Origin of the sequence: Bradyrhizobium sp. 142 (assembly GCF_023074015.1) — a bacterium.
GTDB lineage: Bacteria > Pseudomonadota > Alphaproteobacteria > Rhizobiales > Xanthobacteraceae > Bradyrhizobium.
Genome location: NZ_JADPKQ010000448.1, coordinates 16213 through 29441, shown reverse-complemented (window position 1 = coordinate 29441; position 13229 = coordinate 16213). Strand labels below are relative to the sequence as shown.

Below are 13229 nucleotides of genomic sequence, written 5' to 3'. Positions count from 1 at the left end.
TCCGCTTCTCTTTTCTCGCTCAGACGTCCTCGGGATTGTCGACATAGACGAGTCCGGCCTTCGCCAGCGCCTCGCGCATGGTGTACATGTCGAGACCGAGCTCGCCCGACGCCAGCCGCTTGCGCTTGCCGTCTTCGTCGGCATTGCGCTTGTTTGCCTTCTCGGCGACTTCAGCGGCGTATCGCTTCGGCACCGCCACAACGCCATCGTCGTCGGCCACGATGATATCACCGGGTTCGACGTTGACCCCGGCACAGACCACGGGAACGTTGACCGAGCCGAGCGTCGCCTTGACTGTGCCCTTGGCCGAGATCGCGCGCGACCATACCGGGAAGTTCATCTCATGCAGCGCTTTGACGTCGCGGCAGCCGGCATCGATGATCAGGCCCTGCACGCCGCGCGCCCGAAGCGAGGTCGCGAGCAATTCGCCGAACATGCCGTCGGCATTGTCGGTGGTGCAACCGACGACCAGAATGTCGCCCTTCCTGCACTGCTCGACGGCGACATGGATCATCCAGTTGTCGCCGGGCTGTGCCAGCACAGTGACCGCGGGACCGGCAATCGCCGCGCCCGGCCAGACCGGCCGCAAATAGGGCTTCATCAACCCGATGCGGCCATAGGCCTCATGCACGGTCGAGACGCCGTACTCGGCCATTCCGGCGGGATCGGCCCGATTGATGTTGCGAACGACGACCGGCTTCATTTCAGGATCTCCTCGACGGTCGGGAACAGGCGATGATAGGCCTCGCCATAGGTCATGGGCACGCCGGTGTTGCGGCTGCCCTGGATGCCGCGGTTCAGCGCGACGCGCTCGTAATAGCCCCAGAGGTGCTTTTGCGCGGCGAGAATCTGGAACGCCTCGTATTTCTCCTTCCAGACCTCATCGATCTTGAGGATCAGGTTCGGCTTGAAGTTGCACATCTCCGGCTGGTGCGGCTCGAACAGGAACACAGGAGGTGCCGAGTATTTGTACTGCGCACCGGGCTTGTGGCCCATCGCCTGCGCGACCACGCGGGTCTCCTGCGCGAAATGCGCCGCGTTCGGGTGGTCGAAATTGTAGGGATCTTCCAGCGCGTGCGTCAGCACGAAGCTCGGATTGAGCTCGCGGTAGATGTCGACCATGCGGTCGAAATGCGCCTCGTTTAGCTTCAACGGATAATCACCGCAGTCGAAGAACTCGATCTCGGCGCCGAGCAGCTTGGCCGCCCGCTCCGCTTCATTCTTGCGCCCAGCCTTGACCGACTCCAATGTCGCCCCCGCCTCCTTCCAGGCGAACTGGCTCTCGCCGCGCTCGCCGAAGGACATGCAGACGATTTTCATGCGATAGCCCTTCTTCGCGTGCAGCGCGATGGCTCCTCCAGCGCGCCACACGAAGTCACCCGGATGTGCCGTGATTACGAGACCGGTCTTCATGGGACAAACTCCCCTCTTTCATTCGTAAGCATCATCGGCTGCCCGCGTCCTGCGGGAAGCCAATTCATCAGGCCGCGGCGACCGCGGGTTCCTCGCCATCGAGTACGCGCTTCAAGCGCTCGCCATCGAGCGCGCCTTCCCATTTGGCAATCGCAATCGTCGCCACCGCGTTCCCGATCAAATTGGTCGGCGTCAGTCCCTGCGACATCAGGCGGTGAATACCGAGCACCAGCGCAACGCTCGTCACCGGAATGGTACCGGTGGCCGACAGCGTCGCCGCCAGCACGACGAAGGCAGCGCCCGCGATTCCCGCCGCACCCTTGGACGTCACCAGCAGGATCAATAGCAACTCGACCTGCTCGGCCAGCCCGAGCGGCGTATTGGTCGCCTGCGCCAGGAACACCGAGGCCGCCGCCAGGTACAGGCAGGTGCCGTCGAGATTGAAGGAATAGCCGGTCGGGATCACCAGCCCGGCCACACTCTTCTCGCAGCCGGCTGTCTCCAGCTTGGTCAGCATCCGCGGCAGCACGGTTTCCGACGATGTTGTGGCGATGCAGATCAACAACTCTTCCCAGATATAGCGGATCAACTTGAGCAGGCTGAAGCCGCAGAGACGCGCGACCGGGCCGAGCGCCACGATGATGAAGATCACGCAGGTGAGATAGAAGCCACCCAACAGCTTGCCGAGCGAGGCCAGCGAGCCGACACCGAACTTTCCGACCGTAAACGCAATGGCACCGAACGCGCCGATCGGCGCCACCCACATCACGAAGCCAACGACGGCGAACACCATCTTGGCCGCGATGTCGATCAGATTGACCAGCGGCGCTCCGCGTTCGCCAAGCTGCACCAGCGCGAAGCCGCATAGTACCGAAATGAACAGGACCTGGAGGATGTTGCCCTCGGCGAAGGCGCCGACGAAGGTGGCGGGCACGATGTTCATCATGAACGGCACGAAGCCGATGGCGCCGGTCTGCTTGACGTAGGGCTCGATCGCGCTGGCGTTGATGCTGGCGGGATCGATGTTCATGCCGACGCCGGGCTTCAGCACGTTGACAGCGACAAGGCCGATCACCAGCGCGATCGTGGTCATGATCTCGAAATAGACGATCGCCTTAACCGCGACGCGGCCCACCCGCGCCATGTCGGCCATATGCGCGATGCCGTGCACGACGGTGCAGAAGATGATCGGCGCGATCAGCATCCGGATCGCCTTGATGAAGGCGTCGCCGAGCGGCTGCATCTTGGCGCCTGCCTCGGGACTGGCGATCCCAAGCACGATGCCGGCTGCCATGGCGATGAGCACCTGGATCCAGAGCTCCCTCCACCAGGCGCGGCCGCGCGGCTTGTCGATCGCTAGCTCCGTCATCGGTCGAACTCGAACAGGCGGGCCGGATTATCGACGAGGATCTTCTTCTGGAATTCAGGCTCCGGCGCGAACAGCGGGATCAAGTCGACGAGATCGCCGTCATTCGGCATCGCCTTGACGTTGGGATGCGGCCAATCGGTGCCCCAGATGACGCGATCGACCGCGGTCTCAACGATTTTGCGCGCAAACGGCACCGCATCCGTGAACGGCGGACCGGCCGAGGACACGCGCTCGGAGCCGCAGATCTTGACCCAGCACTTCTCGTCGCGCTGCATCAGCTCGATCAGGATCTTGAACGGAAGCTGATCGAGCCCTTCAGACGCCTTCACCCGCCCCATATGGTCGATCGTGTAGCTCAGCGGCAGCTTGGCCAGCATGTCGGCATATTCGGGCAGATCGATCGCGTCGAAATGCAGGTCGATGTGCCATCCGAGCGGCGCGACCATTGCGATGACGCGTTCGAACACGCCCTTGTCGGGCACGCCGCCGAGATGGCGAACGAAATTGAAGCGGCAGCCGCGAAAACCGCCTTCGTGCAGATCGCGAAGCCCGCGCTCGGTGATGGTGTCGTCGATGTTGGCGACTGCGCGGTAGGCGCCGTTGCTCTGCGCTATGGCGTCGAGCGCCACCGTATTGTCGGTGCCATGCACGCTGGCATTGACGATGACGGCGCGCTCCACGCCCAGCTTTGCGTGCAGCGCCCTGAAATCCTCGAGCGGCGCGTCAGGCGGCGTGTAGGAGCGATCCGGCGCATAGGGATATTTCGCGCCTGGCCCGAAGATGTGGCAATGCGCGTCGCAGGACAGTTTTGGCGGCTTGAATTTCGGCCTGCGCGTGTTCGGGTCGGGCGGCGGAATGGTGGGCGTGTACATCATCGTCATCAGCTGAACTTGAACAGACGTGCCGGATTGTCGACCAGCAGCTTCTGCCGGATCGCGCTGTCTGGCGCATAGAGGGGAATCAGGTCGACGATCTCGCCGTCATTCGGCATGGTCTTGACGTTGGGGTGCGGCCAGTCCGTGCCCCAGATAACGCGATCTCGCGCGTTGTCGATCAGCGTCTTGGCAAACGGCACTGCGTCATGGAACGGCTTGCCAACAGCAGAAGCGCGCTCGAGCCCCGTGATCTTGACCCAGCACTTCTCGTCCTTCTTTTGAAGATCGAGCAATGCGGTGAAGCCGGGGTCTTCGAACCCCTTCCCTGCCTGCACCGTGCCCATGTGGTCGATCACATAGCGCGTCGGCAGCGCGGAGAGAATGGGCGCGAATTCGGCGATCGTGCCGGGCTCGAAATAGACATCGATGTGCCAGTCCAGCTCGGCGACGCGGTGCACGATGCGCTGGAATTTGGTCATGTCGCCGACGCCGCCGAGACGTTTGAGAAAGGCGAAGCGGCAGCCGCAGATGCCGCCCTTGTCCAGCGCCGCCAGCTCCTTCTCGGTCATCTCGTCGTTGACGTTCGCGATGCCCTTATAGGCGCCCTCACTCCGCGCGATCGCATCGGTTACGACGCGATTGTCGGTGCCGTGCACGGTAGCGTTGACGATCACGCAGCGCTCGACGCCGATCCTCTCGTGCACGCTACGGAACGCCTCCAGCGGCGCGTCAGCCGTGTTGTAGGGCCGGCTCGAAGAGAAGGGATAATGCGCCGCCGGGCCGAAGATATGAGTATGGCTGTCGCAGGATTTCGGCGGCAGCTTGAACGAAGGCGTCTTTGGATTGGGATCCGGCGGCTCGATCGTCGGAATCGCTTTTGGCTCGACCGCCTGCGCACGCAGGTCCGTCGCCAACGCTGTGCCGGCCACCCCGGTCAAAAGATGCAGGCACTCCCGCCTATTCATTACCTCACCCCGTCACATGGACCGCTTGCGAGCGAAAACGCTGACGCGCTCCCCTCGACGGTTTCTTTCAAGTCTTGGTGGTCGCAACCGTGCGCCGGCGCGTCGGCGCGGCTTGATCGAGCGCCGGCGCCTGGAACGCGGCGACGGTTGCCTGCACCAACTGCTCGATGGCATTGGCGGGATCGCCGCCATCGGCCTCGCCGCGAGACAGGCGCGACACGCGCTCCGGCGTCACCAGCGAATAATAGAGCGCGCCGAGCAGGAAGTGGCTGCGCCAGACGATGTCGGTGCGCGGAACGTGCGGCAGACTGTCGTGGATGGCATCGATGAAGGCGTGGCTGGTGTCGTCAAAAGTCTGCGCGATGATTTTCCGCGCGACCTCGTTGCCTTCCGCCGACATCACCGCGCGAAGCCGCGTGAAGCGCGCCCCACCGCCGGCAAGATCGCTGCCCGAGGTGAAAGCCGGCACCACATAGGCTCGCACGATCGCTTCCAGCCGGTCTTGGAGATCGCGCACGCGCCTGGCGGCGGTGAGAAGCTCCGAGCGGCGAAGGTTCATCGGCCCGCAATGGCGCCGATAGATCTCCAGCAACAGGCCGTCCTTGGTCTTGAAGTGATAGGTGACGCTGCCGGGATTGGCGCCGGCGGCTTGCGCGATGTCGCGCACCGACACCGCGTTGAAGCCATTGGTCGCGAACAACTCTTCGGCCGCGGCGAGGATCGCCTCGCGCATGTTCGGCTTGCGGGTCGTTTCCTTGTTGGTGAGCTTGCGTATCATGTGATTTGTACTATCGTACAAAAGATCAGGTCTCGTCAACAAAAACCATTGGCAGCGTCCGAAGCGGCTTGGAATTCGCCGCACGGACTCGAATGCCCTCAGGAGTGCCGAAAAATGCTGGGTTCGAACAAGAAGATCGGCGGCTTGTTGCTTGGTGCCGGTCTGCTGCTGGCAGGAGGCACCGCGCAGGCCGACAATTATCCGAGCAAGCCGGTTCACATTCTCGTCCCCTACGCGGCCGGCGGCGCGGTCGATGTGCTCGCACGTACGTTGGGCCAGGCCCTGGCGAAGAGCTGGGGCCAGCAGCCCGTGATCGACAATCGTCCCGGCGCCGGCGGCATCGTGGCCTCGCAGGCGCTGACGCAGGCCGCGCCAGACGGCGACACGCTGATCCTGGTCGCGAGCGGCCATCCGCTGAACCAGTTCATCTATCCGAGCGTGCACTACGACACCTTCAAGGATTTTACCGCCATCACCGAAGTCGCGTCGTCGCCGCTTGCGATCGTGGTGGCCAAGGACAGTGCTTATAAAACCCTCGGCGATCTCCTGGCCGCCGCGAAGAAGGAGCCAGACAAGCTCTCCTACGGCATGTCCGGCAACGGCAGTTCGGCGCATCTCGCGGGCGAGTTGCTGAAATACATGTCCGGCACCAGGATCGTCGCGATTCCCTACAAGGGCGGCGCACCGGCGCTGACCGCCGTGATCGCCGGCGAGATCCCGCTCAGCATCAATCCGCTCGCGGAGGCGATCGGTCAGCTCGAAGGCGGCCCGGTGCGCTGAAGGATCCGAATGTGCTCTCGACGCTCGGCAGGATCGGTGCCGCGCCGCTCGGCTCGTCCGCCAAGGACTTTGATGCCTACATGCACGCCGAGGCCACCAAATGGGAGCCGATGCTGAAGGCTGCCGACATCCGCGCGCAGTAAGGCGGACTCGTCGCGTGTCCGATCAGATGCCGGGCGCGGCGCCAAACCCAAAGCCGGATCACCACATAGGTCGAGGCGATGTCCTCCATGCATCCGTGTCCCCGCATTGCGTTGGCGTCCGCGCTCAACGCGTTCACAGCGGCTTCGCTCCCCTCAGTGCAATGCACCATCCTTCTGGTGCAATCGCCGCCGAACTGCGCTATTTCTGGGCATTATGACTCGACGTACCGGCAGCGCCGACCTTCCTCTTCACAACGGCCGGGTTCCACCCTGGCTGGCGAGCCGGATGGCCTCGCTCGGGGCGATCGTCACGCAGGCGATCGTGCATCACTACGGACGCGACGCGTTCCTCCAGCGGCTGTCGCATCCGTTCTGGTTCCAGTCGTTCGGCGCTGTGATGGGGATGGACTGGCACTCCTCCGGCATCACGACATCGGTCATCGGCGCGCTGAAGCGGGGGCTCGGTCCGCTCCAGAACGAGCTTGGAATCTACGTCTGCGGAGGGCGCGGCCAGCACTCGCGCAAGACACCGGAGGAATTGACGCAACTCGGCGACCGCGTCGGCTTCGACGGCGCGAAGCTCACCCGCGCCAGCCGCCTTGTGGCAAAGGTCGACAGCGCAGCGGTGCAGGACGGTTTTGATCTTTACCTGCATGGCTTCTTCGTCACCGCCGATGCCAAATGGGCAGTGGTGCAGCAGGGCATGAATGGCGACAAGCGGCAGGCCCGCCGCTATCATTGGCATTCCGAGGCGCTGACGAGTTTTGTCGACACGCCGCACAGCGCGATCGACGGCCCCGAGCAGGGCGAGATCGTCAACCTCACCGACCACCGCGCCGACGTCTCGCGGACGGCCCAGCTAGAACTGTTGTCCGGGCTCGGCCCGGACCGCATCATCACCGAATTTGTACGGCTGAACGGGACAGAGCCCGCGCAAGCCATGCTGCCGCACCTGATCATGCCTGCCCATCACGACGTGCGGCCGAAGGATGTATTTGCGCGGCGCCTGCACGGCACGCTCGCCGCGGCGGCTGAGCGCGGCCCGGTCGACTTTCCGGAACTGCTGCTCACGCCCGGCGTCGGCGCACGCACCGTGCGCTCGCTCGCCATGGTCGCCGAAGTCGTGCATGGCGCGCCCTATCGCTTTGCGGATCCCGCACGCTTCTCGCTGGCGCACGGCGGCAAAGACCGACATCCCTACCCCGTTCCGATCAAGGTCTATGACGAGACCATCCGCGTCTTGAAGGACGCAATCCAGAGCGCAAAGCTCGGGCGCGAGGAGGAGATGCAAGCGATCAGGCGGCTCGACGATCAGGCGCGGCGGCTGGAACGCAGCGCGCACGGTCCGTCGGTCGAGTCCTACATCGCCGGCGAACGCGCTGCCTCGCCCGATCTCGACGGCCGCTCCGTGTTCGGCTGGGAGCGCGATCTCGCGCCAACAAAAAAGCGCACCGGCTGAACACCGGTCCGCGAGTTGGTCGGGAGGAACAGCTCTCAGGTCTCGTCGCCTTCATTATCCTCGCGCAAGATCCGGTTGGCCGAGTGATCCTGGTATTGCTCGGTCTGGATGGACTTCCCGTCCATGCCGCGAATATCCGAATGTTGGGCCTTATCTCGGTTGGACAGCACCATGTTGTCGCCGATCTTCTCCTTTGGGACTTCGGCGAAGGCGCCGGTGCCATCGCCCTTGCCGTGCATGCCGGATCTGAAATGCGTCTTGCTGCCATGCCCACCTGGCATCGGTCTCTCCTCTTGCGCTATCACCCCGAAAGTCAGTGCTTCTGTTGCGGCGGCGTTGGCTTCGGCCGCATGTGGCCACTCTGGCCAGCACGGTTATGCTTGTTGTGGTCGCTTTCCTGGTTGAGGCCACCGCGGCTCACGGGGAATTCGCTATGCCGCGCCTCGCTTCGCGCGTGGCGTGCGCGGTGTTCCTCGGGATTGCGGCCCAGCGCTCGGTCTAGCTCTCGCGCATCGGGAACATCCGGTTTGCGCTCGAGGATGCGCACCTGCTGTTCGTGTGTTTTCTTGCCTTGCATTTATGGCCTCCGCCCTCGTCGTGGGGCGCCGCTGTGTGCGACGTCTTTGTCGATGCCGCCGGCGAAGTTTACGTCGTTCTCGGAGTCGCCTTCGATCGTGTTCTCCCCGAGCGCATCCTCGACATCATCGGGCGACGCACCCGCCATGTTCGCTCCCTTTGATCCGCCGATCAGCGGATTGTCCCGGAGATCCTTGCTTGTCGGCGTATACAGTTTTGGCTGTTTGCTGCTCATGGTCAGATTACCCTCCGCCCTTATCTGTGGCGTCGTGCCTGTGATGGGAGTCGCGTTCGCCTCCGCCGCCGGAAACGCGGCTATGCCTTCGCTGCGGATCATCGGCAGGCGGCTTCTTGACTTCCAACGGCGCCTTGGCGTTCTCGTGGGACGCGCCCGGCCCGCCCTGACGAATGCTGTTGGGTGTCTTGGTGGATGTCGACATAAGGCCCTCCTCAGCGGTCTTGCTGGTAGCCCTGATTGGTGGTGTTCTGCTTGATGTTGCCCTGCTGACCCTGCTGATCCGGATTCTGCACGCGTTGCTGGCCGTGTGGCGCCTGGTCCGCGGACATCTGCTTGTCGTCGCCGGTTCCCTTTGGGCTCTGATTTTGAGGGGGAACAGGTGGCTTCTTACTGGTCATGATCCTGTCTCCTGCAAAGACGAAGCGAGCGAAAAGAAACTCGTCGCTGCTTCAAGGTCTTGATGACAACAGGAAGCGCCGTAGACCGTTCCCGGCTGGCCCGCTCAGGGACAATTTTCCGAAGGAGCGCCCACGTCAGTTCGCCGCATTAAGGGAACGGCCGGCCTCTTGTGTTGGCACGTCGTTTCCTGTGTTCCACGACCAGCCGCCACGACTGGAAGCTGCCGGATCGCGCGCAGGCCCGGGCGCCTGCGCCATCGGACCTGCATGGGATCGACGGCCAGGCCGAGTTCAGGCCATCGTACGAAGAGCGCCTCGAGCGCGCAGGCGGCTTCGATCCGCGCGAGCTGATGACCAAGGCAGAAATGGATGCCCGTGCCAAACGAGATGTGCCGATTTGGCTTTCGCGCCAGATCAAGCTGCTCGGGCTGGTCGTGGATCGTCGGATCGATGTTCGCGGCAGCGAGCATGACCATGATGCGGTCGCCTTTCTTCAGCGGCACGCCCTCGATCTCGACGTCCCGTCGGACATAGCGCGGCTTGGAGAACTGCACCGGCGAGACGAAGCGCAGGAACTCCTCGACGGCGAGACCGACACGGCTCCAGTCCTGTTCCAGCCAATCGCGCAGACCAGGATTTTTGAGGAGTTCGTAGACCGAACCGCTGATGAGATGCGTGGTGGTTTCCGAGCCCGCGGCGAGCAGCAGAAATACCATCGACACCATTTCGTCCCGCGTGATCTGGCCGCCTTCGCGTTCGACCTGGACCAGTTCGGCGATCAGGCCTTCACCGCCCCGCGCGCGAGCAATCCGCAACTGCTCTTCGAGATAGTCTCGCATCCTTCGGAATGCGAACAGCAGTCGAAAGAAGCTCAATACGTTCGTCAACGACGACATTGCATTGGCCCAGGCGATGAACCTCGGGCGATCCGCCGCCGGCAGCCCCAGGAGTTCGGAGATCACCGACAGCGGCAGGATGCGCGCATAGCGCTGGACGAGATCGGCCGGGCTGCCGTCCGCAAACAGGTCGGCCGCAAGATCATCGGCAATGGCGCGAATACGCGGCTGCATGTCCATAATCGCACGACGGCGAAAGGCCTCGTCCACGATGCTGCGGAGCCGGTTATGATCCGGCTCGTCCATGGTCAGCATATTGTTGGCGATGGTGGTGACGAGTTTTGGCATCCACCAGCGCAGCCCCGCGACTTCACCATCCTGCTTGCGCAGCGTGAACGTCGCGCCGTCCTTCAGCACCTGCGCCGCCGCGTCATGCGTGGTGGTGACCCAGACGTCGCCGACCAGGGGAAAGCGTGTTGCGACCCCGGGGCCGGACGCCCGCAGCGTCGCAATGGCCTTGGACGGATCGCGAAAGAAGGCCTCACTGGTAAAGTCGATACGCGCTGTCACGGATCACCGGCGTGGTTGGTCGCGCACCAACCAGATGGTAAGCGTTGAGCAACGCGCAAGAGCCGGAACCTGCCTTGTCCAGCGGCGGAAAGAACCGAGACGAACTATCCACGCCCCGGTGAGCGCTGGCCGGTCTTGCGCTGCTGCTGGCTGGTATAGGCGTCCCAATGGCTCCAGCTGCCATTGCTGAGACTTTGCAGATCGGTGCCGAGCGGACGGCGTGTCCGCTTGTCATGGTCGGCGATCGAACGCTCCGACTGCGCGATCTTGCGCTTGAGTTCCCCGATTGCCTTCTGGACCCGGCCATCGCGTTTCGAGGAGGCGATCTCACCCATCATGAAGCGCGCTGTCTCGAGCGCCTTCAACTCGGCACGGTTCTTCTTCAACTGGACCCGGTGCCAGGCGATGTTGCTGTCGCTGTCCGCAACCATGTGGGAACTCCGCTGATTCGCACCCACATAGTATCGCGCGCCGAATCGGCACCGCAACGCCCGCGCGACGACGAAAATGCGGCCTTATTGCGCAGAGGGGATGGCCCGGACCGGTAGCGCCGCCTTAGTAGCGGGGCCCTCGCATAAACTGTGAAGCGGTTTTTCCGAATAGATCATGCCCTTACAGGGAGCCCGCGTTCAGCGCTCGGCGAACGCTTTTTCGACCACGAACTGGGCCGGCTCGCCATGGTTGCCCTCGACGAAGCCGCGCTCGGTCAGCAGCACGCGGGTGTCCGCAACCAGCGCCGGGCTGCCGCAGATCATGATGCGGTCGCGGACCGCTTCCAGCAACGGCAGGCCGATATCGGCGAAGAGTTTGCCGGAGGTGATGAGGTCGGTGATGCGGCCGCGGTTGCGGAAGGGATCGCGGGTCACAGTTGGATAGTAGATGAGCTGGTTGCGGATGTGGTCGCCGAGCAATTCGTCCTTCGGCAGCGTCTCGGTGATCATCTCGCCGTAGGCGAGCTCCTTGACGTGCCGGCAGCCGTGCAGCAGCACGACCTTCTCAAAACGCTCATAGGTCTCGGGATCCTTGATCACGCTGAGGAACGGCGCGAGCCCCGTTCCGGTGCCGATCAAATAGAGGTTGCGCCCCTCTTCCAGATTGTCGATCACGAGCGTACCGGTCGCCTTGCGGCTGACGATGATCTCGTCGCCTTGCTTCAGGTGCTGGAGCCGCGATGTCAGCGGGCCGTCCGGCACCTTGATCGAAAAGAACTCCAGCGTGTCCTCATAGTTGGCGCTGGCGACGCTGTAGGCCCGCAGCAGCGCCTTCTCGCCGACCTTGAGCCCGATCATGGTGAATTCGCCGTTGCGGAAGCGGAAGGTCGGACTGCGGGTGGTCTTGAAGCTGAACAGCGTGTCGGTCCAGTGGTGGACGCTCAAAACGCTTTCCTGGTTGAAATTGCTCATCTCACCCTTCCGTGTCGCTTCTGTGCGGTCCGAGGCGGTTCAGCTATGCGTCGTTTGTACACGATCATTCGTATACTAATGAATAATCCGACTTGATCCGGCGGTCAAGGCTGCCCCAAGATCGACAGCGTTGCAGTTAAGGACAAGGACCCATTCCATGGCGCATGACACACCCCAGGCCACCGGACCCTCGAAGCTCGTGATCCGCAATATCGGCCTGATCCTGTCCGGCGCGCTGGAAAAGCCGATCCTGGACGGCGACACCATCGTCGCCGAGAACGGCAAGATCGCCGCGATCGGCCGCTTCAAGGATCTGGACACGGAGGGCGCGACCACCATCGTCGATGCCAACGGCACGACCGTTGCGCCGGGCCTGATCGACAGCCACGTCCACCCCGTCGCCGGCGACTGGACCCCGCGGCAGAACCAGACCAACTGGATCGACAGCTATCTCCACGGCGGCGTCACCACCATGATCTCGGCCGGCGAGGTGCACATGCCCGGCCGCCCCCGCGACGTCGTGGGCCTGAAGGCCATGGCGATCTTCGCGCAGCGCGCGTTCTGGACGCTGCGGCCCGGCGGCGTGAAGGTTCATGCCGGGGCGCCCGTGATTGAATGCGAGATGGTCGAAGAGGATTTCAAGGAATTGGCCGCAGCCGGCGTCAAGCTGCTCGGCGAGGTCGGCCTCGGCGGCGTCAAGGATGGCCCGACCGCGCGAAAAATGGTCGGCTGGGCGCGCAAATACGGCATCCAGAGCACGATCCACACCGGCGGCCCCTCGATCCCCGGCTCCGGCCTGATCGACAAGGACGTGGTGCTGGAGGCCGACACCGACGTGGTCGGGCACATCAATGGCGGCCACACTGCGCTGCCCGACGACCAGATCCGATGCATCTGCGAGGGTTGCAAGCGCGGCCTCGAGCTCGTTCACAACGGCAACGAACGCTCCGCCCTGTTCACGCTGCGCACCGCGCGCGAGATGGGCGATCTGCACCGCGTCATCCTCGGCACCGACGCGCCGGCCGGCTCCGGCGTGCAGCCGCTCGGCATCTTGCGCATGGTCTCGATGCTGTCCTCGCTCGGCGAGCTGCCGGCCGAGCTCGCCTTTTGTCTTGCCACCGGCAACACCGCGCGGATGCGCGAACTCGATTGCGGCCTGATCGAGGTCGGCCGCTCCGCCGACTTCGTCCTGATGGACAAGGCACAGCACTCACCCGGCAAGAATATCCTTGAGAGCGTACAGCTCGGCGATCTGCCCGGCATCGGCATGACCATCATCGACGGCATTGTCCGCACCCAGCGCAGCCGCAACACGCCCCCGGCGGGCAAGGTGCCGGAGGTGGTGGCGAAGTAAGCTCTCCTCGCGTGATTCGTCATCCTGAGGCGCGAGTGCGCGGCGCACACGCGCCACGTGCGAGCCTCGAAG

16 protein-coding genes and 1 pseudogene are annotated in these 13229 nt (G+C 63.7%); 3 read left to right on the top strand and 14 right to left on the bottom strand.

The window, feature by feature from the left end; genetic code table 11:
- Positions 1-19 precede the first annotated feature (19 nt).
- The 6 genes from IVA82_RS41110 to IVA82_RS41085 all read right to left on the bottom strand — a co-directional run bounded on the left by IVA82_RS41110 (position 20) and on the right by IVA82_RS41085 (position 5400).
- Positions 20-703: a 4-carboxy-4-hydroxy-2-oxoadipate aldolase/oxaloacetate decarboxylase gene (locus IVA82_RS41110; RefSeq protein WP_247386027.1), complete on the bottom strand. Its 684-nt coding sequence runs from the start codon at positions 701-703 to the stop codon at positions 20-22.
- Entirely contained in the window at positions 700-1413 is a 714-nt protein-coding gene (locus tag IVA82_RS41105; RefSeq protein ID WP_247386026.1) for a PIG-L deacetylase family protein, read from the bottom strand. The genes IVA82_RS41110 and IVA82_RS41105 overlap by 4 nt, the downstream gene beginning before the upstream one ends.
- 67 nt (positions 1414-1480) lie before the next feature.
- Complete coding sequence (gene dctA, locus IVA82_RS41100; RefSeq protein ID WP_247386024.1) at positions 1481-2782, bottom strand: C4-dicarboxylate transporter DctA; 1302 nt, start codon at positions 2780-2782, stop codon at positions 1481-1483.
- The gene (locus IVA82_RS41095; protein ID WP_247386023.1) at positions 2779-3663 is read right to left on the bottom strand and encodes an amidohydrolase family protein; all 885 of its coding nucleotides are present in this window, start codon (positions 3661-3663) and stop codon (positions 2779-2781) included. The genes dctA and IVA82_RS41095 overlap by 4 nt, the downstream gene beginning before the upstream one ends.
- Positions 3663-4622, bottom strand: coding sequence for an amidohydrolase family protein (locus tag IVA82_RS41090; RefSeq protein ID WP_247386021.1), 960 nt, complete (start codon positions 4620-4622; stop codon positions 3663-3665). The genes IVA82_RS41095 and IVA82_RS41090 overlap by 1 nt, the downstream gene beginning before the upstream one ends.
- Before the next feature lie 67 nt (positions 4623-4689).
- Positions 4690-5400, bottom strand: coding sequence for a TetR/AcrR family transcriptional regulator (locus IVA82_RS41085; protein WP_247386020.1), 711 nt, complete (start codon positions 5398-5400; stop codon positions 4690-4692).
- Positions 5401-5514: 114 nt separating this feature from the next.
- Between IVA82_RS41085 and IVA82_RS41080 the strand changes: the two are divergent.
- Together IVA82_RS41080 and IVA82_RS41075 are read left to right on the top strand one after the other, a co-directional pair.
- Positions 5515-6323, top strand: a pseudogene (locus tag IVA82_RS41080) (tripartite tricarboxylate transporter substrate-binding protein).
- Between the two features lie 214 nt (positions 6324-6537).
- A complete protein-coding gene (locus tag IVA82_RS41075) occupies positions 6538-7782 on the top strand; it encodes a DUF763 domain-containing protein (RefSeq protein ID WP_247386016.1) in 1245 nt (414 codons plus the stop codon).
- Between the two features lie 35 nt (positions 7783-7817).
- On the opposite strand, the gene IVA82_RS41070 is transcribed toward IVA82_RS41075, so the two are convergent.
- From IVA82_RS41070 to IVA82_RS41035, 8 genes are all read right to left on the bottom strand, one after another.
- On the bottom strand, positions 7818-8063 hold the full coding sequence (locus IVA82_RS41070; RefSeq protein ID WP_247386014.1) for a hypothetical protein: 246 nt from the start codon (positions 8061-8063) through the stop codon (positions 7818-7820).
- Positions 8064-8095: 32 nt separating this feature from the next.
- Entirely contained in the window at positions 8096-8359 is a 264-nt protein-coding gene (locus IVA82_RS41065; RefSeq protein ID WP_247386013.1) for a hypothetical protein, read from the bottom strand.
- On the bottom strand, positions 8360-8695 hold the full coding sequence (locus IVA82_RS41060) for a hypothetical protein (RefSeq protein WP_247386067.1): 336 nt from the start codon (positions 8693-8695) through the stop codon (positions 8360-8362). It lies immediately after the preceding gene.
- Positions 8601-8798, bottom strand: a complete 198-nt coding sequence (locus tag IVA82_RS41055) for a hypothetical protein (protein ID WP_247386008.1) — start codon at positions 8796-8798, stop codon at positions 8601-8603. Before IVA82_RS41055 ends, IVA82_RS41060 begins: the two co-directional genes overlap by 95 nt.
- A gap of 10 nt (positions 8799-8808) precedes the next feature.
- Positions 8809-8994, bottom strand: coding sequence for a hypothetical protein (locus IVA82_RS41050; RefSeq protein ID WP_247386007.1), 186 nt, complete (start codon positions 8992-8994; stop codon positions 8809-8811).
- A 104-nt stretch (positions 8995-9098) separates the two neighbouring features.
- Positions 9099-10400: a cytochrome P450 gene (locus tag IVA82_RS41045; RefSeq protein WP_247386006.1), complete on the bottom strand. Its 1302-nt coding sequence runs from the start codon at positions 10398-10400 to the stop codon at positions 9099-9101.
- Between the two features lie 104 nt (positions 10401-10504).
- Complete coding sequence (locus IVA82_RS41040; RefSeq protein ID WP_247386005.1) at positions 10505-10831, bottom strand: hypothetical protein; 327 nt, start codon at positions 10829-10831, stop codon at positions 10505-10507.
- Positions 10832-11029: 198 nt separating this feature from the next.
- Entirely contained in the window at positions 11030-11803 is a 774-nt protein-coding gene (locus IVA82_RS41035; protein ID WP_247386003.1) for a ferredoxin--NADP reductase, read from the bottom strand.
- Between the two features lie 157 nt (positions 11804-11960).
- Between IVA82_RS41035 and IVA82_RS41030 the strand changes: the two genes are divergently transcribed.
- The gene (locus tag IVA82_RS41030) at positions 11961-13157 is read left to right on the top strand and encodes an amidohydrolase family protein (RefSeq protein ID WP_247386001.1); all 1197 of its coding nucleotides are present in this window, start codon (positions 11961-11963) and stop codon (positions 13155-13157) included.
- Positions 13158-13229: the final 72 nt, after the last annotated feature.